The following is a 25,554-nucleotide window of genomic DNA, read 5'->3' on the forward strand; positions in this document are numbered from 1 at the left end:
TGTAGCATCAAGTACAGTCAGCTCGATATGGAGCATGGGCTTGTGATCATTGAAGACAGGAAAGACCCCAACAATAAATTCGGGAACCATCAAAAAGTGCCCATACCTGTTGAGTGTCTTGAAATTATTGAGAGGCAGCCAAAGTTCGAGGGGGAAGACCGGATATTTCCTTATAAGGCAAAATCTATCGCTGTGCGCTTTTCCTATTGGACGAAAGAGCTTGGGTTTCCAGATATCCGGTTTCATTCCTTTCGGCACGAAGGTGTATCAAGGCTGTTTGAGCAAAATATGTCGATTCCTGAAGTGGCACTTCGTAGTGGTCATAAAACCTGGGAGCATCTGCGGCGCTATACTCACCTCTTGCACAAAGAGCCACCGGATTTATGGGGGCAGTGCAAGAGAATAGAAAATAATTACTGGGCTGAAAATGAGCTGGTGAACAGGCAGTTGCTCAAGGCTTCGATGTCGCTTTCATGGGGAACGGAGTAAGAAACTTAAAGTTCTGCCTGCTGTGGTCAGTGCATATTTTCTAAACCTGTAGCCACTGCTTCAGTGTATTCTCCAGTTTTTCAAGCTGCTGCTGATGCTTGTCTTTGTTTTTTGACAACTGCTGAATATTCTTTAGCTTCCAGCGGATAGCCGGAAGTTCTGCAGCAGAAGGCTCGTCAAACAGTGTCCAGTCTGGCTTGCCTCGTTTGAAAGATAATAGAAAATCCTGGTCTCTCTCGGTGAAGTGAGCTTGCAAGGCTGCCACCATACGAGAACGGGTTTCTATTAGTTCGTTCAATTCCACTGGTTCTTTCGTCATACCGGCAAACTCATCGTAAAACGTTTGCTCCAACTCTTTCCAGCGTGGTGACATGACTTCATGTATGGGGCGTGGATGGCTCAGTGTGTAGGTTAGAAAGCCAGTAAATATCTCTCTGGAAATTCCACCTGCATTTAGCATTCGCTGTACATCATACAAGTCTCGTGGGTGCTGGCGATCCATAGCAGCACAAAGCTTTCCTCCATATAAATCGGCCTGACTGACAACAGGTATTTCAGCATAGCCAAATCCATCCTCTACTGACTCAACCACAGGCAGCAACTCTGGGTCATGCAGTGTACCCCGGGCAACAGGAGAGACTTCGATTTTGATGGTTGCGGATTCTGTAGTAACAATAATTCTTAATTCGTCTTGTCGGTTGTCCTGAAGCACTGCACTGGTTGAAGGCTGCGTATTAATCCGCTCAGCTATACGTTCGAGTGCTGAGCGAACATTTTTCAGTGCTTCATCCCTTGGTTCGAGAGGAAGGTAGGCAAGGTCAATGTCTACAGAAAGTCGAGGAAAATTCTGAACAAACAAATTGATGGCTGTTCCGCCTTTCAGGGCGAAGACAGGCTCGGTTGCCACAACTGGCAGCATTTGGATCAACAGGGACAGCTGTTGGTAATAAACGGATTTTTTGTCCATTTTAGTCTGATCTTCTTTTACGATGCAGGGTAGTGTAGAGATTGAGGAACAGTGATCTGGTAACGCTCGTCGAATCGACCGTTAGTCACTACTTGACGTTTACCTGAACCGAGTTGTATTTGAGATTCATCAAGACGGCCAAACCATTGATGGCCATAGTAATCACTCAGAAAGAGAAATATGCGGTTGGTCTGAACAGCATTACTGCGATTAAGAAGTGACTGCACTTTTCTTGGGCTCAAGTTAACTAAACCCTGAAATAATTCGGCGGCGTGTTCAAAACGAATATTTTTCCCGATAGCATCGACCACTTCATAAGCTGCGAGTTCCGGGCGACTGGCTCTGAGTTCCTTTCCTTTTACGGTTACTGTAGTGAAATCTTTGTCAGTTAGTTCACAAAGCTTTTGGTTACCACTATATAACCAGGGCTGTTCGGAAAACTCCCGAAACCATTTGGGCAGGATTTGCTTGCTTCTGGTCCCAATCCAGACCTGTTCTGAATTCAGTTGCAGATAATGGCTAAGCCCCTGGTGAGTCAAACTGCTAAGCCCTGCAAGGTGTATTGGCAACTGTAACTGTTGAGTAAGAGCCTGCAATGCGTCCGGCCAGTCAGGTTTGATCTTGCCACTGGGTTCCGGACGATAGTAGACACCAGAGCTGAGTCTCTTCAACCAGCCGCTTTTGGCATATTTCTGGGCTAGGGAATAACGTATACCGTTCTCCGTCAGCCATTGTTGGAGCACCAGAGAGCCCGGAGAGGTATGGTTTATTAGCCAGTTTATTTTAGATGACATATTAATACCCAAGGTGTTAATTTATATCTTATGCCAAACAGACAGGTTTGTCTAAATGCAGATATTAATACCTAAGGTGTCAATATATTAAATATCATAAACTGCGCTGTTTTGATCAACGTACTCCTCTAACCTTTTCCCAAGTACTGCTATAGGTTTGATGCCGATTATCAAGATAGTTGGCCAAGTCTGACAACCGAATCATCATCGGCGACTTCCTACTTTCAGTCAGCCGCACTACCGGTACAGGTAGTTGTTGGGAAGCTGCCGCTGCTTTAGCTTTTTTCTCACATAAACCAAAAAACTCGTCACATACCTCTTCGAGGCGGACGTAAGGTTTCTCGTACTTGGCAAAGAGCATCAGTTCAGTATTCATAATATTCAGACTATGACATTGGGTATTAGTGAGGGTTAAAGTGAGGCTTGCTAAATAGATTTATTTTTTCAGTTAGCAAACCTTTATCCCAGGTTTCATTGGTGATTCTGGTTTTCTGGAAGTCATCTTTATTGATCCAGCCTTGTTGATAGCCGCCTTTCACCACCCCTATCAGGAATACATGGACTCGTAAAAAATGCCCAAAATTTGAATGATCGTCCACTGCCTTTCCTTCAAGCCAATCACATGTTCCTCCTGATTATTGACCGTTAATACACTAAGCCCCTGGAAACAGAAAAATACCCATCTTGTTGTTGGGTTCTGGCAGGGCTTTTTTTTCTGGTCTGGAAATACACGACTTTGCTTTTTCAGTTCCTGCCTGATTCTGTGCTGGATAGCAGCGTAGACCATCAGGCATAGAGTCATCACCATTAACAGGGCTTCAATACGTTCCGCTTTCTTCAGATAGAGCGAAGAGACCAGAAAGTCCGGGCTCTTCAGGAACCGAAAGCCGCCTTCAACTTTTTGTTGCGACTTATAAGTAGACAGCAGCTCAGAGGCATTCAAACTATTTTTATCCAGTTCATTCGTGCTTAGGATAAAACAACCCAGTGAGGCTTCTGCATGCTCCCTTTTCTCGCAGGAAACAAAGCATTCAGCCTGCACAAAGTACTCGAAGTGATCAGGCTTGCTATCCGGCGATGGTCTTCCTTTGCCCGAATAGCAGGGTTTACGGATAACCTCTGGCTCTGTTTCGCTTTGGCAAAGTTTCGATTGTTTCTGCCACAAGGCAAAAGCCTTCAATGCATCGTCCCGGCACAAAAAGGCCTTTTTGCTCAGCTTCTCCAGATCACGGGCCTCTTTCAGTGACTGCTTTTGCATCTTTCGGGTCAATGTTTTCCGTTCACTAAGCCCGCGCTTTTTGTTGAGAAACAGGAACCATCGTTGCTGAACCCCTCCGTAGCAGGAAGGCACTTCAGCTGAGTAGTAATCTTCATAGCCTTCAACAGGCACCAGCGACACGGTTGGCGCTTTGCAGACCAGCTCCTTTGCCTCCTTGATGTTCAGGGGCACCCGGGAGATAAACAGCTGCTTTTGCTCATCAAGCAACTGAAGGGTTTCTGCAACATACATGGCAGCATCAGCAACCAGATAGCGGCTATTCAAAGCGGCCTTAAAACATGACAGATGATTTTTGATAATTTCCTGAAAACAGGTTTTGTCGTTTACATTACCGCTGGCAGGGGCCATAAACACAGGGATGCCCGCCTGATTTTCAGTCATTAACTGCAAGACTACCTGATTCAGGTCAGGCCGGTGGTCACGGCTGTAACCTTGGCAGATATGAATACAATTTAAGTCGTCTGGATTGTCATGACTGTTATAGACTCCATCCACATGAAAGCTGGTGCCATCCAGATTTAATGCCTTGCAAGGAAGTTTCAGATGATTGACGACCTTGACGGCCAGATTGAGATACAAGTCGCTAACACCAGCGTCGTACAAACTGTCGAGAGCCCGACCAAGTACCTTGTCGTTCAAGTGTTCGGCCTGTATACCTTCCCCGATAAGGCGGTCAATCGGCTTATCCTCAAAAAACTCAGGGAGCATGTACAGAGTTTGCCCCGTAAAGCCCAAGCCATTGATGATCATTGCGACTACAGCTTGTCCAATAGTGACATTACGAACATCGGAGTCATTTGTGATACGGGCAGCAATGTATTCGGCTATCTTTAACTCCCGACACATAGCGGCAACCAAGCCAAGGTGGTTGAGGTTCTTAGACTGGTATTGAGCTTGAGGCATGTTGGTGCACCTGAATGTCTGTTTATTTCTTTGACAACAGATTTTAGGCAAATATCAATCGGGGTGGTGAAAGGCAGGTCCAATCTACGAATTGCAGGAACACTCTCTGCTCTGGACAGCCATGACTCAACCCCCATGGTCACAGGGTTGTGGTATGCAGTGCATCAGACTTGTCTATCAAATGCCGAAAGGCGCTTGATTCTGATGATTACTGATGGAGCACCGGATATTGACCACTATGATGCGGTGGTTGACCTGGTGAAACGTTGTGAGTACTCAGGGATAGATGTTATGGGGCTGGGGATCAGTATTCAGCTACCAGAAGAGCTGTTCCCAAAAAGCCTGATGATTGAGCAGTTGTATCAGCTGAAATCTTCTCTGTTCGCTTTGACCAGGGACTGGCTGCTGCACTGAAACTAAAACGCCACTCACTGCTTTTTTGCTGTAGAGTGGCGTTTTCTTCCTGAGCAACTAAATCTTGCCACAAGGCACGATTCGGAATTGTTGCTTCTTATTGAGCATGTTCGGGAACAAAAAATGAGCTTGGGAGTAACAAAATTTTACTCCCAAACACCTGCCCTAGTCATCTAAATCATTGATATCATTATCAAATCCCATATCATGAAACTCATACCACATGACATTGATGATACCAAAGGCACACGCAAGGAGTACGCCCAGAATCCAGGCAAAATACCACATAGTCTGCCCTCCTTAGTAAAGTGAGTGGGTGTTTTCGTTAAGGTGTTCTGCTGTCATACGACCCCACAATTTGTAGAAACACCAGATGGTGTATCCCAGAATGATGGGAACAAATATCATGGCAACCACTGTCATAATTCCCAGCGTCAGGTAACTGGACGTTGCATCCCACAGTGTCAGGCTAACGTTAGGGTGGGTGCTGGACGGCAGAATAAATGGAAACAGTGAGAAGCCGGCTGTCATGATAATGCCTGCCTGGGTGATTGAACTGCAGGTAAAGGCCAGGCCGTGCAGACGGCTGTTGGCCAGAAGGAAGACACCAATGGCGCCAGCAAAACCCATGACCGGTGCAATCAGCATAACCGGGTACTTGGTGTAATTAGCCAACCAGATGCCTGCGTCAGCTATGTGAACTGTTTTGATCAGAGGGTTGGCTTCGCCATTCATAACCAGACCGCTGACGACCTCAAAGCCGGGCAGGTTAGCTACCCAGACACCCGCGAGTGCAAAGGTGACAATGGTCGCAAGGGCAGAGATGCGGGCGACAATGGTCGCACGCTCTTTGATTGGGCTACCAGAGCGCATGCTTTGCCATACAGATCCCTGCATGGTTAGCATAGAGACACTGACAACACCACAAAGAAGGGCAAAGGGGTTCAACAATGAGAAGAAACCCTGAGTAAAACTGGAGCGCATTGTGTCATCCAGATTAAAACCAAAGCCCAGGAACAGGTTGCCAAAGGCTACGCCGAATACCAGAGAAGGTACGATGCCGCTGATAAAGAGACCCCAGTCACAGTACTTTGTCTGCTCGGGTTTAACCTTGGAGCGATAATCAAAGGCCAGCGGACGGACAATCAGTGCGAACAGAACCAGCAGCATGGCCCAGTAGAAGCCAGAGAAAGCTGTGGCATAAACGATAGGCCACGCCGCAAACAGTGCGCCACCTGAAGTGATCAGCCAAACCTGGTTGCCGTCCCAGTGAGGGGCGACGGCATTGATCATGATACGACGTTCTTCGTCAGTTTTGCTCATGAAAGGCAGCAGGTTGGCGGTCCCCAGATCGTACCCGTCCATTATGGCAAAGCCAATGAACAGGACTCCGATCAGAACCCACCAGATGAATTTGAGAACTTCGTAGTCCATAAGGGCCTCCTTTTATGCCTGAGCCATATCGTCGGTACGATTGCGTTCAAAGTGGTAGCGGCCAGTGTGCAGGCTGCTAGGGCCTTTGCGGGCATATTTAACGATCAGGTAAATTTCGATAATGATGCAGATACTGTAGAGCGCAGTAAAACCAATGATGCTGAGCCAGAGGTCAGCTTCTGTCCGGGTAGAAGCAGACAGATAGGTAGGCAGAATGCCTGAGATCGACCAGGGTTGACGACCAAACTCAGCAACGAACCATCCCATTTCACTGGCAATGAATGGCAGTGGCAACGCATAGAAACAGAGTTTGAGGAATTTTGGACTATTGTACTCAGTTCTGCGGGCCGTCTTGTAGAAGGCGGTTACAAGCAGCAGGAGCATCACAACACCGAGACCTACCATGATTCTGAAAGAGAAAAACAGTGGCCACACGGTCGGAATAGCCTCTTCTGCAGCCTGCCGAACCATTTGGGGTGTCGCGCTTCGAATGTCGTCGGTATAGCGGCTGAGCAACAAGCCATAGCCCAGGTCATCCACGACTTTATCAAACTCGCGACGATTGTCGGGTGTATCTTCACCATTTTTAAGTTTTTCAAGCAGTTCGTAGGCTTTGATACCATTGTTGATTCTCTGAATCTTGTCGTCGATCAGATCTTTGATACCCAGTACTTCTGTGTTTGTTGAGCGGGTTGCGATTATGCCCATGACGTAAGGGATTTTGATCGCGTAATCTGTTTTCTGCTCTTCCTGGTTGGGGAGTCCAAAAACAGTAAAAGCGGCCGGTGCAGGTTCGGTGTCCCACTCGGCCTCGATCGCTGCCAGCTTGACCTGCTGTACGTCACCCAGTTCATAACCGGATTCATCGCCAAGCAGAAGCGTAGAGAGGATGGATGCCAGACCAAAGCCTGCGGCCACCGCAAATGAACGACGAGCGAAACCTATATCACGGCCTTTAAGCATGTACCAGGCACTGATAGACAGTACAAAGATGGCACCTGTTGTATAACCGGCAGAAACCGTATGAATAAATTTCACCTGGGCTACAGGGTTCAGAATCAGGTCAGCAAAGTTGGTCATTTCCATGCGCATGGTTTCATAATTGAACTCTGCACCTACCGGGTTCTGCATCCAGGCGTTAGCAATCAGTATCCACATGGCCGATAGGTTAGTACCTATAGCCATGAGCCAGGTACAAGCCAGATGCTGAACTTTACTGAGTCGGTCCCAGCCGAAGAAGAACATGCCGACAAACGTTGATTCGAGGAAGAAGGCCATCAGGGCTTCAATGGCCAGTGGAGCACCAAAAATGTCACCAACATAATGGGAGTAGTATGACCAGTTGGTTCCGAACTGAAATTCCATGGTGAGGCCGGTAGCAACGCCGAGTGCAAAGTTAATACCGAACAATTTACCCCAGAATTTGGTCATATCCCGATAGACTTGTTTGCCGGTCATAACATAAACCGACTCCATGATCGCCAGAATGAAGGTCATGCCCAGGGTCAGCGGCACAAAGAGGAAGTGATAGAGTGCTGTCATCGCGAACTGGAATCGCGACAGGTCGATGATTTCGTCTGTAATCATGGTGCTCCTCGTTTATGACAGTGTTAAATCAAATCCGTACTGAAAATCAGAAAATGCATGCTGCCACAGAGGTCCTTTTTGTGCTGCAGTTACCGCGCATTCTGGATAATAGATACATGCTAAATGCATGTATGTGGCCGGTGCGCCGGTATATACGAGTTTTAGATGGGTCTGGATCAATCTGTGGCTGGTTAAACAGATTTGTGGACATGTTACTCGGATTTGTTACATATATGAACTACAGTAGGACGCAAAGTTTGATCTTCATCAAAAATGTTTAAAATATATTGTTATCCAGGTTTTTTTTAGGGATATAAATGTTTTTTGTTTGAATATAAAGAATAAATCACTGTGTAAAAACGAAACATTCGAAATGTAAAGTGGATTTTTGGCTATAAGGAATGCTGATGGATGTAATATCTGTCTATCAGTATTTCTGATTGGCATATAGAAAATATTTGCTCGGTTGATTGTTATCAGGATGGGCTGAGAGGTGACTCAGCCATGGCTTCTGGCAGAGCTGTATTTGCTGATGACTTTATTGGCGTTGTATAAGTCAATGTGCCATTTGTTACTGGCAGGGGGAACTTCGATGGGCGAAATATTATCCCGTGAATAGCGAGCGCTCATAGGGCTCTCGAACTGGGCAATGAACTGTAATCGTTTCAAATCGGCCTGATAGGTGTGTACCAGGAAGTTAATGGTTCTCTCACTCAGGGGGACGCGATAGTAACGGATCAGGTTCTGGGCCAGTTTCTCGGCACTGGCCGAGAGGTTTTTATCAACATCTGCGGCCAAAGCTTCTCCCAGCGCTGCCTTGGTCCTGGCGCTCATACCGGGCTCAAGAAAAGCCAGGCTGGAAGCATTGGAACTCTCAATAGCCCTCTGAATCTGTGGGTCATGAAGATGTATGTAGGGGTCTAGAATAGTTGCCACCTCGATGGCCACCTCCCTGGCACGTGTTTCTGTCAGGTATCTCCGTGCAGGCGACAGGGAGTGGACTCGATGGCTATCTTTTCTCAAGCGGGTTTCCTTTGAAAACGCTTCCAGACGGTTGGCAACCTCCATTCTGGTGTCATCGTCCAGTTCGATACTCTGCTCTGAAATAGTCAGGCTGCGTTTTAAGTTCTCTTCAGGGTTGTGCTGATGGAGTGTGGAGAGTTTTTGCCAGTACTTCAGGGCGCGTTTGAGTTTGTCGCTGTCCCGTCCCTGTTTCAGGTAGGCGCGGTGAGCTTCATTGTAGAGTTGAATGGCTTTATCGAGTTGTTTGCGTTTTATGTTCAGGGCCTTAACGTGTTTGCCGGTTTTATGGGTCAGGTCCCTGGCCTGGCGAACCTGCAAACTGAGAGTGTCGAGTGACTCCCTGACTGCCGCCAGCAAATTCCGGGGGCTCAGGCCGTGATCGGTAATAATGTCATTCTGGATATCAACATTATGGAGCCAGGTTGCCAGAGCCTTGAGGCGTGAGTACACCCTGGCCCGGCTGATCCGGAAATCATTGCGTTCTTCCTCGAGCCTGTCCAAAGCCTTGGCCAGATCCCAGCGACCGGTATACTCAATTTTCAGCCAGGAAATTTTGCGCCCGCAAATCAGCTCGAAGCATAATATGAGTATTTCCTCGACATCGTGAAGGGTCATCAATTCTTCATTATCTCGCTCGCTGGCAGTGAGAATCCGCTCAATAAACAGAGGCTCCCTGGGTTGCCCTTCATGGGGTCTGGCCACGATCCCGCTTAACCTGTTTTTGAGCGCTTTGGCTATGCGTGGGTGAAGTTCTTTGAGTTCGTTTTGATAACGCTCTGTGTCATCGGAGACTTCGTGAACAATGTCATGCATTCTGTGATAAAGGCCAGCCCTGCGAAATATTTCAATCTGTTCGGCCTTGCGGGCCAGATCGGGGTCACCCGTAATATCTTCGATGGCTGTTGATATCCATTCCGGACCAAGATCGAACTTTTGCAAGAGAATACCGGCAGAGTGGATGCGACGTGCATCTTCGGTCATATTACGTTGGGTCAGATCACGCACCATGTAAATGATTTCGGGAATTCGGTCGATGATGCTGAGCAGGTTGTTTTTGTCTTGATTGATCCGTCGGCCGTGGGTAACGTCGTAAATTAGCTTGGTGAACAGACCCAGACCAATGGCAACAATAGAATAGCCAACAAAATACAGGGTTTTGTCCAAAGGCATCATGGTGCCGTAACCAATATAGTAGCCTGCAAAGGCGGCCAGAAGTGTGACCGGACCGGCAGTCCAGGCGTACTGCAGTATGGTGACACTCCAGGGCTCCTGGTGAGGAGCGCGTGCCACTTTCTCCAGCCAGCTTAAATTTCGTTCTTCAAGCTGCAGGTCTGCGTCATTCCGTTGCCGTCTCCAGCGACTGAAAAGAGCGGTCATTGTCGTATATTACGTTTTTTTCGGTAGGAGATGAGTACTATATTCTAAAGCCTCAGTGTGACGGTGTAGTATATGTAGATTTACGTTTCAGGATAAGCGTTTTGTAATCTCTTCTCGCGCAGGCTGTCCAACTTTGTCTGGTTCACCAACCGATAGTCGAATATCTGCACAGGAAGGTGCCCGACAGACTCTGTTCTTACCCAGATGCTTGGCCTGGTATAAAGCGTCGTCTGCCTCTTTAAGTATTTTGTCGAGAGTGTCGGTCTGCGGACCGGTGGCAGCAATGCCCAGGCTGAGGCTCAGGGGAACAGGACCTCCCTTGTAGAGTAATGCCGAGTTCCTGAGTCGCTCAGCGATCTTTACGCCCCTGACAGCATCTGTGTTGGGCAGGAGAACAACAAATTCTTCGCCGCCATAGCGGGCAATCAGGTCCTCTTGACGAAGATCTTTCCTTAGTTGACAGGCAAGGTCAGAGAGAACCTTGTCACCCGCCGGGTGACCGAAACGATCATTGATCTGTTTGAAATCATCGATATCTATGAAAATCAGACAGGATTGGGACTTTGCGGAATCAGGGCGGTGAAGCAGTTCTGAAGCCTCATTGACAAAAGCTCTCCGATTCAGAAGACCCGTCAGTGAATCAAGGCTGGCCTGCAGTTTCCAGAATCGAGTCTGCTGATTGGCCTGAAACAGGGTTCGCGCATGGTTGCTGATGTCGGTTATCTGTTGCCACTTCAAAGGTCTGTTGGGTTGGCTTCCCGGTGAGACCACCAGCAGACTATGGTGGTTTTCTTCACTGTGAAGCAGAAATATCCAGTATTTAACGCCGTTTCGATCTTCAAGCCGGATATGGTGCTTTTGTTCCGAGGTAATGATGTTCATCAGCTCATCTTCAATACTGTCAATACTGTTTGTTAGAATCTGGGCTGCTTTAGGGTAATGGCTGCTGACATCCCACTGGTCTTTATTCTTAATCAGTATCATAGAGGGTGTATCGGGTATTATCGCATCCAGAGTTGCCAGAATACGCTGTCGAATGGTCTTTTCATCCATTAGTGCATTGCTGGGTGCCTGAAGATGTTTGCGAAGGGCTGAATCAAAGACTCGTCGTTTATCAAATTGGCTGTTAACCAGATTGATAGAGATAGCCTGGCGATTCTTGTGTTTGCGGTTAATCCAGTAAAGACCGTTAATTAGCATGGATTGGAGAGCAATTAATGCCAGTTCGGCCTGACTGGGAATGACTCTGGGCCACTCTTTTGAGGCCCAGCTGCTAAATAGGGCAAAGAACAGTGTGAGCATGACCGGTAACGCCAGTTTGGCGGGTCTGACACCCTGCGAAAAAATAGTCAGAAGGCTGGCAATGAGCAGGACTGCGGACACTGCGATCATTAAAAATGCCGCATTGAGAAGCAGGGTTTTCTCTGTGGCGAAGAAGCTGAGAACCAGTCCGACCGACAGGCAGCTAAGCCAGAGCATAAGTCTGTCTGTTTTGGGATTATAGAGTGCCAGCAAACCGAGGTTCTTGTAACAGCCCAGGGCCGAGACAAGGCTGATGACCGTCATGATCAGCACCCAGAATTCGGGGTCCCAGGACCCGTTAATTATCCAGAAAATGTCGCCTTGGTAAAATACGATCAGCGTCGTGGTGGCCAGCAGGTGTGCAGTAAGCAACAGGTAGGAAGGGTGCCGGGTGTAGATCATTACAGCCGCTGTAACGATCAGAAAGAGCAGAAGCAGTGCCAGCAGTGAAGCTGACAAGGCCTGATTTTTGTATTCATCCAGCATGTAGAGTGATTGTGGCCAAAGGTGAGGGTTCAACCTGTTTGGTTCTGAGCTGTCCACACGTATATAAATGTCGTGGGTTTTGTTCCCAGGTAGCCGGAGTTTCAGAACTCTTGGGTCTGACTTGCGGCTTTGACTGCCAATACCCAATGAAGTGATCCGATAACCCTTTTCAGAAGGTGTGAAGACATCAAGTTTCTTGTGGGGAGTCCTTCTGAATACCAACAACCAGTCTGAATTAAGAGAATGATTCAATGTCAGGCGGAGTTTGTACCAGCGATCACTGGTGCCGGGCTGTTTTCCGCTCAGGATCGCTTCCGGAGCAGGAACCGAAGTCAGGAAGCTGACCAGTTTAACCGGTCCAGACGGTGAAGATTCTGCAACGGAAGTCCCGTGGGTAGCCTGGCTGACAAAAAAGATCAGCAGAAGCACCAGAGCCCTGATGAAAATGACTGCTCTTTGCGAACAGGTTGAGAAGGTCAATAGAACCCGCAATTCAGGCAGTCCTCCATGACGAATTGACAGCTTTTCACTCTTCCTTCAAAGGGTCGTCTGTTAAATCTATTTACCCTGTAAATGATTGTGACACAGACAAGGTGTGCAGGCCAAGGTGGCAGAGCGGATTCGTCACTAATTTAACTTCGACTGACGTTGCTTGTCACTGGTGCAACGAGTGTACATCAGGACGTCGAGTCCTGATGTAGTGGAAATTACATTGCAAAGTGCTCTTTAGAAAAAGTGACTTTCTCGTTAATAGGCATAGTCCAGTTGGGCAGAGACTCAATCAGCTCCAGACGGGGCTGGATGCCGCAGTCATTGGCGATCTGGATAGCCAGGCCGGGTCGGGCATTGAGTTCAAGGATCAGTGGACCATCCCTCTCATCCAGGACAATGTCCACGCCCAGATAACCCAATCCTGTCATGTCATAACAGGCTGATGTCAACTTGAGCAGTTTGTCCCAGTGAGGTACTGCCAGTTTTTCAAAGCTGTGACCCGTGTCAGGGTGCCTGTCAATCGGCAGATCAAACTGGACGGCTCTGAGGCTTTTGCCAGAGGCAATGTCCAGACCCACTCCAACGGCTCCCTGGTGAAGGTTGGCTTTACCATCAGAAGCCCGGGTGGCCAGACGCAGCATGCCCATCACCGGAAAGCCCCGGAAAACAATCATACGAATGTCCGGCACACCTTCAAAGCTGTAATCATTAAATACCGGGTCTGCCACGATCAGGCTCTCGATCATGGCTACATCACTTTTGCCTCCGAGACTGTAAAGGCCACCCAGAATGTTGGAAACATGTCGGTTGATGTCTTCAAATTCCAGAGTGTCGCCGCTGGCTTTTACATAACGTGGACCGTCGCGACCCACGATGACCAGAATGCCTTTACCGCCACTGCCCTGGGCGGGCTTGATCACGAAACTGTTGTGTTCTTCAAGCAGGGTACCCAGATCTTTAATGTCGTGCTGGTATTCGACAACACCCAGCAGTTCAGGGACGTCTACATTGGCTTTTTCTGCCATCCTTTTGGTAGTGAGCTTATCGTCCACCTGAGGTAGCAGTTTGCGGGGATTATATTTGATAACATAATCGAGGTTCCGCATGTTCATGCTGAGAATCCCGGCCTCGTGGAGGCTGGATGGACTGGCAAAACTGCGAAAAAATCGTTTGATGAACTCCATGGGTTAACCTCCAACCAGAGGCTTGAAGCGACGAAGTTCCAACAGACGGTAACCGGTGTATTGACCCAGCATGAGGGTCAGACCCAGAACGGTCAATAGCAACTCCGGAAAGTTATAGGTCAGGTGCTCAACCAGTGGGTTGGACATTAGCAGGTAACTCATAGTGGCCACCAGCAGACTACCAGAGCCTTCAATCAGTACGTCTTTGGGGCCTTCTTCTTCCCAGAGGATAGACATTCTCTCAATGGTCCACGCCAGAATAATCATTGGGAAGAAGGTCACGGTCAGGGCCTGGGTAATCCCCATCTTCCAGGTGAGTACGCTCATAACGCCCATTATGCCTATGACGACAATGATCACCGCCGCCAGTCGGGCGACAAGGAGCATATTGAGTTGACTCAATATCGAGCGAATCCAGAGGCCGATGGAAACTATGGTGACAAAGATAATCAAACCAGGCAGTAACTGGGTTTCCAGGAAGGCCACGGAGATCAGGACCGGCATAAAGGTTCCTGATGTTCTCAGGCCGACCAGGATACGCATGATCAATACGACCAGGGTGCCAATCGGAATTAGCAGAATGCTCTTGAAGGCATTCTGGACTTCCAGAGGCAGGGCGTAGATAGAGAAATCGACCAGTGCTGCATTGTCAGCCCGGGACGTTTCAATGGCCAGATCCCTTGTTGGCTCGTTCTGGGAAATCATCGAAAAAGAGACCCGGGACGCTGTGCCACCCATGACATCCAACAGGGATTTACCACCTCGTTGCCAGAGGAAGAAGTTTTCCGGGTTTCCGGATGCTCCGGTTTCAGGATCAAAGAGTAACCAACCATCATTGGTGTAGACTTCCAGCATCTCTACTATGGGCTGACGACGTCTGCCGTCTTCGAGGTAAAGGCCTCGAACAACCCGGGCCGGTATATCGGCCATGGAGAGCATCTCGATCAGCAGATTGGTGAGCTCAGCACGGCTATCAATCATGCTAAGCAGCATGTTGGTATTCTGACTGGGCTGTTGGGCAATAAATTCCTTGATCAGGGTGCCTGTGAAACTTCGACTATCAGCAGAGCGTTCTTTCACCTGTTCCAGCAGTGAGTCTGCTGCAGTCTGATAAGGTTCCGGCAGGGACGGTTTGGCCTTCAGGGTGTCGTTGTTTTCTTCAACAGGAGGGGCCAGAGGTTCCACCAGTTGTCGATCCGGATGCAGACTCACCTTGTAAAACAGGCTTTGTTTGCCACTGGCCTTGCGAATGCTCCACTCTGCACGACGTTGTCCTTCATCATCATACTGGTTGATGCCATAACCCGGAGAAGCAAAGGATTCATTCAGAATACGGAAGCCGGATTGTTGATCGGGTAAGGTCAGGGATGCCTTGGCGGGTCCACCGTCGGCCTTGAACTGTATTTCAGCTTCAACACTCCAGACGGTGGTAGTTTCTCCCCGGGTTAAGGGAAACCCCAGGGCAAAGTGTTTGTATAAAGTCAGGCCCAAACCTGCCGCGATCAAAATGACCACCGCCAGACTGAGTTGAAAACGTCCTTTCATTCAAAACCTCACTTCTTTTTCTCAGCAATATTTTGCTGGGCAACATCAACCAGAGCCGTATTGCTCAGGAGTCTTTCACCGATAAGAATCGGATGCTCGTAGCCAGTGCGATTGGTCAGCGTAAATTCAACATTTTTGGAAATCTTTCCCAAAGTTATGGGAATAAAGACAGTAACCCGGCTCTGGTTTGCCAGACCGCCGTGACGTTTGATTGAAACTTCACGATGGACTTTGCGCTCAAAGGTCCGGCTGTTGTCACCATTGACGATCTTGAAACGAACCCACTCTTCGCCATTTTTTGTGAAGTATTCAATATCGGTTGCATCAATGGAAGACGTTTTGGCACCTGTATCAATACGTGCCTTGAATGGGTTCTTGAATCCTTTGATACGAACCTCTTCAAGCTCTCCAAACAAAGCAAGACCACTGACGTCGACAGGCTTGTCAATCTGTTTCTTGATACTCAGGTTGCCGCCAGTCGGGAGCTTAACGGTCAAGGTATCCAGGACTTTCTCGGTTGCGATGTATTTCTTGCCAACATTGGCTATGGCCATGTCTTTGAGAAAATCCCGACCAATGAGCAGTGGGAATTCAAAACTTTCCCTGTCGTTCAGTGAGACATCCAGGTTCTGGGTAATATCGCCGACCTTGACGTTTATATTGACGACATAACGGGTCTGGGACTCTTCACCGCCCGGAACCTTGATCAAGACAGTGTCTTTGACGGGGAGTTCCAGAGTGACATTGCCCTTGCTGGTTCTGGGGAGGTCAAAGCGAACCCACTTTTTACCATCCCGTTCAAAGTTCTTAATGTTTCTGGCATCAATCGACGAGCGTCCTGCACCGGTATCGATCTTGGCATTCATTTTCAGACCGTATTCTGTGAGAGTGCCTATCTCTGCAAAACCCAACACCAGTTTTCCGCCAACACGGGCGGGGGTTTGAACCAGTTGCTGTTTAACAGAAATGGTATCCGGATGAAGAGGCTTGGAAGGTTTAAAAGTTTGTAATTCTTCTGTCTTCTGTTTTGAGTCGGGCGCCTCGGTTTCTGTCCTGGAGGTCTTTTGACTGTCCGTAGTTTGAGCAGGTTTTTGTAGCACCTGGCAGCCAGTCAAAGCGGATATCGCCAGGATAAGCGCGGGTAATGCCGGAAAACGGGTCATGGGTAAGCTACTTATTTTTACATAAAATGAGTGAATGGTAGCCGCGATAGTCTATCGCAAGCCGAGCAGCTTACTTGATGTTTGGTGACTTGCCAAGAAGTCTGGCCTTGTGAGCAGGCTATGAAGGGGTAACGCGTTTCCCGATCAGGCAGGTAAGAACAATAGTCACCACAGAGGGGGCAACCCAGCTTAAATTAAAGTCGTACCCTGGTAGTGACTCAAGAGGTACCAGAAGCTTTTGTGTAATTGGATGGTTCAAACCCTTACTGGCATCGACCAGACTGAGTATAAAGGTGACCAGGAGCGTGGCTCTGTAGACCAGCTGAGGATTGGGTAGCAGGCTTTTGATCAGTCCCAGGAGAATCAGGGCAATAGAGACCGGGTAGAGTACCAGTAAAACAGGAATAAACAGTTCGATCATCTGGTTGAGATTAAAGTTGGCAAACATCATGCAGGAGAGACTGATGGTCGCCACAAGTACCTTGTAATTGAGTTTCCCGGAGAGATCACAGAAATACTCCGAAGCAGCAGTGATCAATCCAATTGCGGTAGTCAGGCACGCCAGTGTCACAACCGTTGCAAGCAGAACATTGCCATAGAAACCAAACAGTCTGTTGACATAAACAGAAAGAATCTGGCCGCCGTTGTTTGGGTGGGCAATGATTCCGTGACTTTGAGCACCCAGATTGAAGAGGGACAGGTAGACCAGAGCCAGTCCGAAAGCTGCTAGACAGGCCGTTATGACAGAATATCTGGCCAGGGCGTCGGGTGCGGTAATACCGTGAGATTTAAGGTTGGTAATGATGACAATGCCGAACAGCAGTGCAGCCAGAGCATCCATCGTCATATAGCCTTCAAGGAATCCACTAAAGAAAGGATTTTCTGCATAGCCGTTCATAGGTTCACCGGCTTCTCCCAGAGGGGAGATGAGGGGAGATATACCGAGAATCATCAGCAAGAGGATGAGGGCCGGTGTGATGATCTTGCCTACGGATTCAAGTAATTTTCCCGGATAGAGGCTGAGATACCAGGCAGTGCCAAAGAAAATGATGCTGTATGCCAGTCTGGAAGTGCTGTCGGGCTCTTTCAGAAACGGGATTATTCCGATTTCATAGGCAACAAGGCCGGTTCTCGGGACACCGTATATCGGGACAACAATGATATAAATGCAGCAACCCATCAATGCAATCATGCTGCGTGGCAGTTCACCGGTGATCTCGTTGAAGCCGCCGCCAACTCGGGAAATCATGACCACAGCTAACAAAGGGAGAAGCACTCCGGTGACCAGAAAACCGGCAGCAGCAAGCCAGACGTGGGTGCCAGCCAGCTGCCCCGCCAATGGAGGAAATATGAGATTGCCCGCGCCAAGAAACATGGCGAAGGTCATAAAACCCATACCAATGATGTTCTGAAGACTTAATCGTTGCTTCATGCGTAAGGTTCTGCCTTGATTGAATGTTATCTGGTCAGAAACGGACGTCCATGCTCAATCCTGGGAGATGAACGATTTTTTTGTAATGAATAGGAAGTATGGACTCAATTTCAGAAAGTGGTAGTCCGGTCCGAGTTTTGCTCGGTCATTATTCGAGATGAGCATAAGATTAACTTTTGTTAATCTTATGCTCATTGGGTCTTCATTGTAGAGTCACTATCCTTTGCGATTATTCACTGATTTCATACAGGTAAGTGTCATGAGGCTTTTAAAAGAGGCCATTCTGGGCCTTTTTCTGGTATCAACTGCTGCTCTGGCAAGCCAGGAGGATGTCCTGCTTCAGCTGGCTATCGAAAATGCCAAAATCAAACCCGAACAGGCCATTGCGAAAATTTCCGACCGCTATTCCGGGCATCTCAGCGAATTTGGCATCGATGATGAAGACGGTAGAATGGTTTATGAGTTTGCCATTGTTGATCCTGAAGACAGCGTTGAGTTGGAAGTAATTATGGATGCTGACTCGGGAAAGGTCTGGCTGGACGAAAAAGACAGGCTTTCCAGCAAAAAGTTGAAACGTAAAAAGTACCAGCTGTTAATGAACAGTGGCATGACTTTGAAGAAAGCCATTGATGAAGCGAAAAAGATTGTTCCGGGGCAGCTGATGGAAGCAGAGCTTGAACAGGAGAAGGGTATTGTATTTTTTGAAATTGAGTTGTTGACGGATAAAGGCGTGCGCAAGGTGATTGTTGATCTTCAGTCTGGCAGGCCGATTCCGGTGACCCAAAAATGATCAGGCTTTTGATTCCCTTCCATGGTCGGAACGGAATAGGTGTGATGATATGAAGTTGCTAGTGGTTGAGGACGACCAGACAACCCGTGAATACATTGCCAAGGGATTCATGGAGCATGGCTGGACCGTGGATGTGGCTGACAATGGCCGGGATGGTCTGTTTCTGGCATCAGGCGAGAGCTATGACATCATTGTTCTGGATCGTATGCTACCCCAGATGGAAGGGCTCAAGGTGCTGGCGGCACTGAGAGCTTCTGAAAACCAGACACCGGTAATCATTCTCAGCGCTCTTGATGGCGTTGATGAACGCATTAAAGGCTTGAAGCAGGGAGGGGATGATTACCTTTGCAAGCCTTTCTCTTTTGGGGAACTTCTGGTTCGGGCAGAAATTCTGACTCGCAGAGGGCACAGTAAAGAAGCTAAAAATACTCTTGTTATTTCCGATCTCGAAGTAGATCTATTATCCAGGCGTGTGGTCAAAAACAGGGTTGAGGTGAACCTTCAGCCAAGAGAGTTCCAGCTTCTTCGCTTTCTCCTGGAGCATCAGGATCAGGTGATTTCCAGAACCATGCTGTTTGAGTCTGTGTGGGATTATCACTTTGATCCGGGCAGCAACATTATTGATGTTCATGTCGCTAAATTGAGGAAAAAGCTGGATACTGCCGGAGGAGCATCCCTGATTCACACTGTGAGAGGGGCAGGTTATGTTCTCCGTGAGTCAGCTTGACCCTCTGGGTCGGTTACGGGCATCCTCACTGCTGCGCTATACCTTGCTGCATACAGCTATTGTCCTGGTACTCTGCGGATCAGCCCTGTGGTTAGTGAAAGACTACAGTCTGGGGTTCTATCAGAAACGACAGGATCAATTTGTTCTGGAACAGCTCAATTCTCTGGCATCTTTGGCCAGAAGCCATTCAGAAAGTGAATTCAGCGCGGTTGTAAGTCAGATGGCTGAAAATAACCGGCAAGTGCTGGTGGTTTTTAAAAGCGCCGAAGGCTATCTGGGTAATTTGAATTATCTGCCTGAAACCGTCCCCCTGTCACCAGCGACGGGCAGTTTCTGGATACTGGGAGATTCGGTTCTGGGAGACGGTCGCTTCCAGAAAGTGCGGGGGAGTCGTATTAACAGTCGCTGGGGTCCCCTGGTGCTGGCCTACAACTCTTCAGACTTTAACCTGTTTGCTTCTCGTTTCACTCTGGCACTTTATGCCGCTATGGTATTGGTTTTGCTGGTAGGACTGGTGACCGGGTTTTTATTTTCAAAAAAAATATTGGCTCGTCTTCGCGCTATCAATAAAGTGACTGCAAAAGTCGGTGAAGGTCAGTTAGCAGCCAGAGTTAAAGTCACTGATAAGGGCGATGAGTTTGATGAGTTGGCTGGTCATATCAATCAAATGCTTGCGCAGATCGAAGACTCAGTAGAAGCCATTGCATCGGTAACCAGCAGTATTGCTCATGATCTCAGAACACCTTTATCCCGACTGAGGATCAAGCTGGATGGATACTTGCGAAATGGCGGTGCTGGTGTTGAGGATATTCTTGAGGCCCAGACTGAGCTTGATACGATCCTGCATACCTTCAATGCCATGCTTGAACTCACGAAACTGGAATATGGGCAGGGGGATCTTGAGTTTGTCCGTTGTGACCTGAAAGAAATAGGCTACGAAGTGGTTGAACTGGCGGAGCCTTTGGCAGAAGCCTGTGAGCAGTCTCTAATACTTGAAGTGCAGCAGCCTCTGGTTGTTCGGGGGAGTCACCAGTTGCTGTTTAGAATCCTGTTTAACCTGGTGGAGAATGCAATCAAGTACTCTCCTGAAAAAGGCGAGGTCAAAATTCGTATTGATCAGGATTCAGTATCAGTTATTGATCAGGGGGCAGGTATTCCGGAATCAGAGCAGGAAAAGGTATTCCAGAGGCTGTACCGGCTTGATCAGAGTCGAACAACTCCTGGTCATGGGTTGGGTTTGTCGCTGGTCAAGGTGGTCGCTGAGCTGCACAATGCCAGGATCAGTTTTGAGCAGGGTGAGCAATCTTTTGCTGTTAAACTGACGTTTCGCAGAGGAGAGTAAAGCCTGGCATATGGGCAGGCTTTACTCTGTTCGGTTACTTATAGCCAGCCTTTTCGTTTAAAGAAAAAATAAGTGCCAAGAGCGCTTGCCAGCATCAGAATCAGGGCCAGAGGGTATCCCCAACTGCTACTGAGTTCAGGCATTACCTTGAAGTTCATACCATAGATGCTGGCAATCAGGGTCGGCGGCAGAAACATCACGGCGGCTACGGAAAATATCTTAATGATATTGTTCTGTTCCAGATTGATGAAACCCATGGTGGCGTCCATCAGGAAGTTGATTTTATCAAAGAGAAAGCCAGTGTGGGGTGTCAGAGAGTCAATATCACGAAGAATGTCTCGCACCTGGTCAACCTGTCCGTCATCCAGCTTGTGACGGCAGTTTTTCAGTATGTATCTGAGGCAGCGCTGGCTGTCCAGTAGATTAAGACGAACTTTGCCGTTTATATCTTCCTGCAGGGTAATATTTTTCAACAGGTCATCAACATCAGTATCATCGTCAGAAAGAGCATGTTGACTGGTGGCTTCGAGATTTTCGTAAACTTCTTCCAGAGTGTCAGCTAGAAACTGAACTTTAGTGTCAAACAATGCGATCAAGATATCGATCGGTGTTCGTGCCTTTATGTGTTGCAGTTTCAGATAATTTCTCATCAGTCGGAACAGGGCGGTAGGCTCATCCTGTAGGGTGACCAACTGGTCGTCACGAAGGTTGAAAGCAACGTTGATGCTTCGAAATTCCTGGCCTGCCTGATGAGGGAATAAGGAACGAATATGAAAACCTGTCTCACTTTCAAAAAATCGTGATGAGGCTTCAATCTCGTACAGTGCATCTTCGTCTTCTATAAATCCCGGGCACTCCTGTTTCAGCCAGTCATCCTCGTTTTCGTCCAGTTCAACAAGGTCCAGCCAGAGTGTATTTTCAGGAAGCGCCACATCGGTCTGTATACGGGTGATGCAGTACTGCTCAGTATCACGGTGATAGGCGTTGATCATAAAAGACTCTGATAGCAAATCTGGTACTTGGCGTCTGTTGGACTCAGGCTTCCCGGAATTGGCTAAAATCGTCTAAGTCCATCAGGCTCCTTTAAGAAGGGTCGCTCTATTGTACAGATCGATGCACCTTAGTCCAGCAGTGATCTGGCTCTGGTGGAGGCAAGGCATTTGTCCACCAGAGTCTGGTGATATGCTTTATAAGGCTTTTTACCTGTCAGCAATAGTGAGACAGTTCAGCCCAGGCTCTATAAGCGGGTTCTTTCATCGCCTGTATGTTCAGATCTTCGCATCATAGAGGTGACCTCTATCCGAAAGGGATTGGTTGATTGCTGATTATAACTTTCGAGCCAGTCTCTTAGCTGGTTGGCATTCGGACATTAAGCATCAGTGTCTGGCTTTTGCGCTCCCTGTCAAAACGAAATCCGATCAAATAATAAGCAACTGAGCATTGCGGCATTTTTTCTTCATAATCATACCTTTTTAGTCAGAAGCTTCAGAATAGTTAGGTCAATGAAAAAAGATGCTTTTTACTTAGATGATATCTGAATGCAAAAACTCTCAATCAGCCATTCCCGCTGAGTAGCTGTAGATGGAGAAAAAATACAAAGTGACTCAAATCAGGCTGTAATTTTACTTTCTGGTCGTTTTTCAGTATCTGCTGTGGGACATGTCTAACTCATTTTCTTTCGGCAGGCCAGCTTTATCGCTATGCATTGTTGCGATAGGAAAGCTACCCGGCCTGCCGCCTTGTATAAAGTTAATGAGCCCTATAGTTCGGTTTCCTTTTCGACTTTATCCATCAGCTCGTTATCTGCCGGCTGATTTTCTGCCTGCTTGTTATCTGCTGGCCGATCTTCTGCCTGCTTGTTATCTGCTGGCTGATCTGCTGGCTGCTTGTTATCTGCCGACTCATCATCTGCCTGCGCGCCATCTGTTTGCTCTTTATCTACCGGCTCCTTATCTGCCTGCTCGCCGATAGAAGAGATCTCTATCTCAAAAGGATTAGCCAATTGCTGATTACGAGTATCGAGCCAGTTTGTTAGCTTCTCGGCATTCACAGCCTTCGTCACCCATAGCCTGAAACTCAATGTATGGCTGGCGTTTTGTTCGTTCAAACTGAATGAGAGCAACTCATAACTTCCAGAGTATTGCAGTATGGGCAACATATGCTGCAAAGTATCGATTTCCAGATTACTTGAGTTATACGTGAAGCTGACCTGAAACTCTTTTGGAAAGGTGGTATGACTAAAGAAAAGGCCTTCCAGACCTAAAGCGATCAGTCCTGCACCCAGGCATCCGCCTCCCAGCTCTGGAATCCCTATACCAAATCCAACTCCTGAAACAGCCCCTGTCGCGAGAAACGTAAGCGCAACCGCATACTTCATATATGACCATGACGGATTTACTTCCGAGTTACATATGTAGTTACCACATAAGCAGCTGAGCTGATGGTCGGGCTCTATGGCTTCCGGGTCTGATACACAGTGAGGCCGGGAGAAAGGCGGGGTGGAATACATTTCGTCGGCTTTCATGGCCACCAGCCTGGCGAATACGTGGATAAACGTTTTCAGCTGGTTTTCATTAATATGTACAAACGGTTCACCAGCGCCACGGTCTTCTCTTTCCAGCCAGGCGGAAACAGAGGCACTTCCGGTGGGTAGAAATTCAGCGGAACGTCTCGACATAGCAGCAGGCTGACTGGTCAGGGGCTGTTCGGGAGTGGTGGATTCAGCCCTGTTATCAGAATCAAAGAAAGACACTGAGACTGGTAAGGAAACCGCACCATTTGCCGGAGAAGTCGGCACTCCCCCAACAGCTCCCTGTTCCTGACCCGTATCGTCAGCCGCCGATGTCAAGCCACTGGAATGACTCTGGGCAGAAGGGATCCGTCCGGTAACGGGTAACCCGCCAACCATGTCAGATCTCTGGCTTTCAGTATTTTCATGGGTTGGTAACTCAGAATAGTCTCCCTGTGATCCGGGGGCTGGGGTTAGGTCATCAGCGACGGTTTTTGTGTCAGACTCTACGGACAGATAAACTTTGACGAGTGCCCGTGAGGTTTTGAAATTAAGCACGAAATTATCTGCGACTGAAATTGTGGGGGTCAGCAGGAATAGGAGTGCAGTGAAAAAACTACACAATCTCTTGATGCTCGAAATTTTTTTCATAACTACACCTGTTAATCAGAAATTTTAAAATAGTTAAGCCTATGGAAAAAATGGGGTTTTATTTAGAACATTTCCGACTATGACAACTATTAACCAGTCATTCCCTTTGACCATAGTAAATAAAGTATTTTGTTAGACTTTTTAACAAAGATATCGAGGCTCTTTAGATCGGTTGTGATGTTCCTTTATGGTCGTTTTTCAACACCTCTTGTAGGGTGCGTCCTGCTTGTTTTCTGTCAATAGGCCGCCTTGTATCGATAAAAGACGGTTGCGATGAGACAACAACCGTCCTGTTTTCCGCCCATAAATTCAAACTGAATTCTAAAGTCTGGATTCCCGCTCACCCATATAGTTTGGTCTGCTGATGTCGGAGACCCCTATCTGGAAAGGGCTGGCCCAGTGATGATTATGACTTTCGAGCCAGGCTTTTAACTGGTTGGCATCTACTGCGTCCGGCATCCGGACATTAAACCTCAGTGTCTGGCTATCGTGTTGATCGTCCAAAATGTACGATACCAATTCGTAACCTCCCGAATATTTCAGCATGATCGCTATTCGCTGCAAATTACAGATTTCGAAATTGTTCGAGCTAAATGTGAAGTTGACTTGAAACTGATTTGGAAAGTGGGTAAGACTATAGAATAAGGTAGAGGCAGAGGTGATGAGTAGCCCTGCGGCCAGGGATACGGCAGCAAGAATAGGAGCTCCCTCAGCAAATGCAGCACTGGAACTTGCTGCTGTCAAAATCAACGCAAAGAAAGGCACAAACTTTCCATATTTCCAAATCCGATTTGCGGCCGAGTCACATACAAAGATGCCACACCGTGTGAAAGGCTGGTAGGTATTCATTTCTTTAGGTTCCATAGCAACCAACCTGGCGAAGACACGGACAAACGCATTGAGCTGGGTTGAAGGAACATGAATTGACGGGGCGTCATCGGCCATCTCTACTCTTTCCAGCCAGGCGGAAACCGAGGCTCTTCCAGTTTGCAGATTTTGGATAGAATGGGTTGAAACTGCAACGGGTTGAGTGGTTAAGGGTTGAGCTGGAGGAGAGGATTCATCTTCGTCATCGGAATCAAACTCAAACTCAAGCTCGAATAAAGATACTGCAATTGGCAGGCCCCCAACGGCGCCTCGCTCCTCGGTCTCATCATTATAAAAGGGTGTCATCCCAGGAGCGTGAACCCGGGAAAATGGCGAATTAAAAATTGGTAACCCTTCAGCCTTTTTGGAATTTCGACTCGCACTGTTATCAACGTTTGGTAACACAAAGGAATGCCCTTGTAGCCCGCATGCTTGCGATACTTCATCGGTTTTTCTGTCAGGGTCTATAGATAAATAGACTTTGACGAGAGTCTTTGAAGTTTTGAAATTAAGCACGTAGTCATCGGCTGCTAAAACCATGGGAGCTGTCAGAAACACTGTTGTAGTGACAAAATGGAACAATGCTTCGATGATTAAAAATTTTTTCATAATCACACCTGTTAATCAGAAGTCTTAAAATAGTTAAGCCACTGGAAAAAGATGTTTTTTATCGCGTAAGAGTTCCCAGGGTGTCGCAAAAGCAGAGAGCAAAGCTGAGATAAGTAAGAAAGTACTGAAAAAGCGCAATATACTGCCACCCGGCAATACCATCACCCAAACTCTTTCAAAAGGCACCC

21 protein-coding genes are annotated in these 25,554 nt (G+C 47.8%); 5 read left to right on the forward strand and 16 right to left on the reverse strand.

The genetic code is table 11. The features are described 5' to 3' along the window. Positions 1–27: 27 nt before the first annotated feature. The gene (locus ACOJUN_RS19730; protein ID WP_422133602.1) at positions 28–489 is read left to right on the forward strand and encodes a tyrosine-type recombinase/integrase; all 462 of its coding nucleotides are present in this window, start codon (positions 28–30) and stop codon (positions 487–489) included. Between the two features lie 40 nt (positions 490–529). On the opposite strand, the gene ACOJUN_RS19735 is transcribed toward ACOJUN_RS19730, so the two are convergent. From ACOJUN_RS19735 to ACOJUN_RS19750, 4 genes are all read right to left on the reverse strand, one after another. Next, positions 530–1,456 carry a nucleotidyl transferase AbiEii/AbiGii toxin family protein gene (locus ACOJUN_RS19735; RefSeq protein WP_422133603.1) on the reverse strand — a complete coding sequence of 309 codons (927 nt, stop codon included), beginning with the start codon at positions 1,454–1,456 and terminating at the stop codon, positions 530–532. A gap of 17 nt (positions 1,457–1,473) precedes the next feature. After that, positions 1,474–2,250: a type IV toxin-antitoxin system AbiEi family antitoxin domain-containing protein gene (locus ACOJUN_RS19740; RefSeq protein WP_422133604.1), complete on the reverse strand. Its 777-nt coding sequence runs from the start codon at positions 2,248–2,250 to the stop codon at positions 1,474–1,476. Between the two features lie 115 nt (positions 2,251–2,365). Beyond that, on the reverse strand, positions 2,366–2,626 hold the full coding sequence (locus ACOJUN_RS19745; protein ID WP_422133605.1) for a pyocin activator PrtN family protein: 261 nt from the start codon (positions 2,624–2,626) through the stop codon (positions 2,366–2,368). A 171-nt stretch (positions 2,627–2,797) separates the two neighbouring features. Next, the gene (locus ACOJUN_RS19750) at positions 2,798–4,432 is read right to left on the reverse strand and encodes an IS1634 family transposase (RefSeq protein ID WP_422133606.1); all 1,635 of its coding nucleotides are present in this window, start codon (positions 4,430–4,432) and stop codon (positions 2,798–2,800) included. 30 nt (positions 4,433–4,462) lie between these two features. On the opposite strand from ACOJUN_RS19750, the gene ACOJUN_RS19755 reads away from it, so the two are divergent. Further along, on the forward strand, positions 4,463–4,846 hold the full coding sequence (locus tag ACOJUN_RS19755; protein WP_422133607.1) for a hypothetical protein: 384 nt from the start codon (positions 4,463–4,465) through the stop codon (positions 4,844–4,846). Between the two features lie 165 nt (positions 4,847–5,011). Here the strand turns inward: ACOJUN_RS19755 and cydX are convergent, their stop codons facing one another. The 9 genes from cydX to brnQ all read right to left on the reverse strand — a co-directional run bounded on the left by cydX (position 5,012) and on the right by brnQ (position 17,871). Then, the gene (gene cydX / locus ACOJUN_RS19760) at positions 5,012–5,134 is read right to left on the reverse strand and encodes a cytochrome bd-I oxidase subunit CydX (protein WP_422133608.1); all 123 of its coding nucleotides are present in this window, start codon (positions 5,132–5,134) and stop codon (positions 5,012–5,014) included. 12 nt (positions 5,135–5,146) lie between these two features. Beyond that, positions 5,147–6,280 (reverse strand): cytochrome d ubiquinol oxidase subunit II, encoded by a 1,134-nt coding sequence (cydB, locus tag ACOJUN_RS19765; protein ID WP_422133609.1) that lies wholly within the window; start codon positions 6,278–6,280, stop codon positions 5,147–5,149. A 12-nt stretch (positions 6,281–6,292) separates the two neighbouring features. Beyond that, positions 6,293–7,867 carry a cytochrome ubiquinol oxidase subunit I gene (locus ACOJUN_RS19770; RefSeq protein WP_422133610.1) on the reverse strand — a complete coding sequence of 525 codons (1,575 nt, stop codon included), beginning with the start codon at positions 7,865–7,867 and terminating at the stop codon, positions 6,293–6,295. A gap of 498 nt (positions 7,868–8,365) precedes the next feature. Then, positions 8,366–10,267 (reverse strand): hypothetical protein, encoded by a 1,902-nt coding sequence (locus tag ACOJUN_RS19775; protein WP_422133611.1) that lies wholly within the window; start codon positions 10,265–10,267, stop codon positions 8,366–8,368. An 87-nt stretch (positions 10,268–10,354) separates the two neighbouring features. Then, entirely contained in the window at positions 10,355–12,547 is a 2,193-nt protein-coding gene (locus ACOJUN_RS19780; RefSeq protein WP_422133612.1) for a diguanylate cyclase, read from the reverse strand. Positions 12,548–12,762: 215 nt separating this feature from the next. Then, positions 12,763–13,731, reverse strand: a complete 969-nt coding sequence (locus ACOJUN_RS19785) for an alpha-L-glutamate ligase-like protein (protein ID WP_422133613.1) — start codon at positions 13,729–13,731, stop codon at positions 12,763–12,765. Positions 13,732–13,734: 3 nt separating this feature from the next. Continuing rightward, positions 13,735–15,276: a UUP1 family membrane protein gene (locus ACOJUN_RS19790; RefSeq protein ID WP_422133614.1), complete on the reverse strand. Its 1,542-nt coding sequence runs from the start codon at positions 15,274–15,276 to the stop codon at positions 13,735–13,737. An 8-nt stretch (positions 15,277–15,284) separates the two neighbouring features. Continuing rightward, positions 15,285–16,439 (reverse strand): ATP-dependent zinc protease, encoded by a 1,155-nt coding sequence (locus ACOJUN_RS19795; RefSeq protein WP_422133615.1) that lies wholly within the window; start codon positions 16,437–16,439, stop codon positions 15,285–15,287. 118 nt (positions 16,440–16,557) lie between these two features. After that, positions 16,558–17,871: a branched-chain amino acid transport system II carrier protein gene (gene brnQ, locus ACOJUN_RS19800; protein WP_422133616.1), complete on the reverse strand. Its 1,314-nt coding sequence runs from the start codon at positions 17,869–17,871 to the stop codon at positions 16,558–16,560. A gap of 259 nt (positions 17,872–18,130) precedes the next feature. On the opposite strand from brnQ, the gene ACOJUN_RS19805 reads away from it, so the two are divergent. From ACOJUN_RS19805 to ACOJUN_RS19815, 3 genes are read left to right on the forward strand one after another with little or no spacing between them, the layout of a single operon-like run. Then, positions 18,131–18,661 carry a PepSY domain-containing protein gene (locus tag ACOJUN_RS19805; protein ID WP_422133617.1) on the forward strand — a complete coding sequence of 177 codons (531 nt, stop codon included), beginning with the start codon at positions 18,131–18,133 and terminating at the stop codon, positions 18,659–18,661. 49 nt (positions 18,662–18,710) lie between these two features. Next, entirely contained in the window at positions 18,711–19,388 is a 678-nt protein-coding gene (locus tag ACOJUN_RS19810; RefSeq protein WP_422133618.1) for a winged helix-turn-helix domain-containing protein, read from the forward strand. Further along, positions 19,366–20,730: an ATP-binding protein gene (locus ACOJUN_RS19815; RefSeq protein ID WP_422133619.1), complete on the forward strand. Its 1,365-nt coding sequence runs from the start codon at positions 19,366–19,368 to the stop codon at positions 20,728–20,730. Before ACOJUN_RS19810 ends, ACOJUN_RS19815 begins: the two co-directional genes overlap by 23 nt. 38 nt (positions 20,731–20,768) lie before the next feature. Here ACOJUN_RS19815 and corA read toward each other — a convergent pair whose 3' ends face one another. The 3 genes from corA to ACOJUN_RS19830 form a co-directional block, all read right to left on the reverse strand. Then, positions 20,769–21,722, reverse strand: a complete 954-nt coding sequence (corA, locus tag ACOJUN_RS19820; RefSeq protein ID WP_317141697.1) for a magnesium/cobalt transporter CorA — start codon at positions 21,720–21,722, stop codon at positions 20,769–20,771. 767 nt (positions 21,723–22,489) lie between these two features. Next, complete coding sequence (locus ACOJUN_RS19825; RefSeq protein WP_422133620.1) at positions 22,490–23,797, reverse strand: hypothetical protein; 1,308 nt, start codon at positions 23,795–23,797, stop codon at positions 22,490–22,492. Positions 23,798–24,211: 414 nt separating this feature from the next. Next, the gene (locus tag ACOJUN_RS19830; RefSeq protein ID WP_422133621.1) at positions 24,212–25,366 is read right to left on the reverse strand and encodes a hypothetical protein; all 1,155 of its coding nucleotides are present in this window, start codon (positions 25,364–25,366) and stop codon (positions 24,212–24,214) included. Positions 25,367–25,554: the final 188 nt, after the last annotated feature.

The sequence above is a fragment of the Endozoicomonas sp. ALD040 genome (assembly GCF_049275945.1).
Classification (GTDB): Bacteria; Pseudomonadota; Gammaproteobacteria; order Pseudomonadales; family Endozoicomonadaceae; genus Endozoicomonas_A.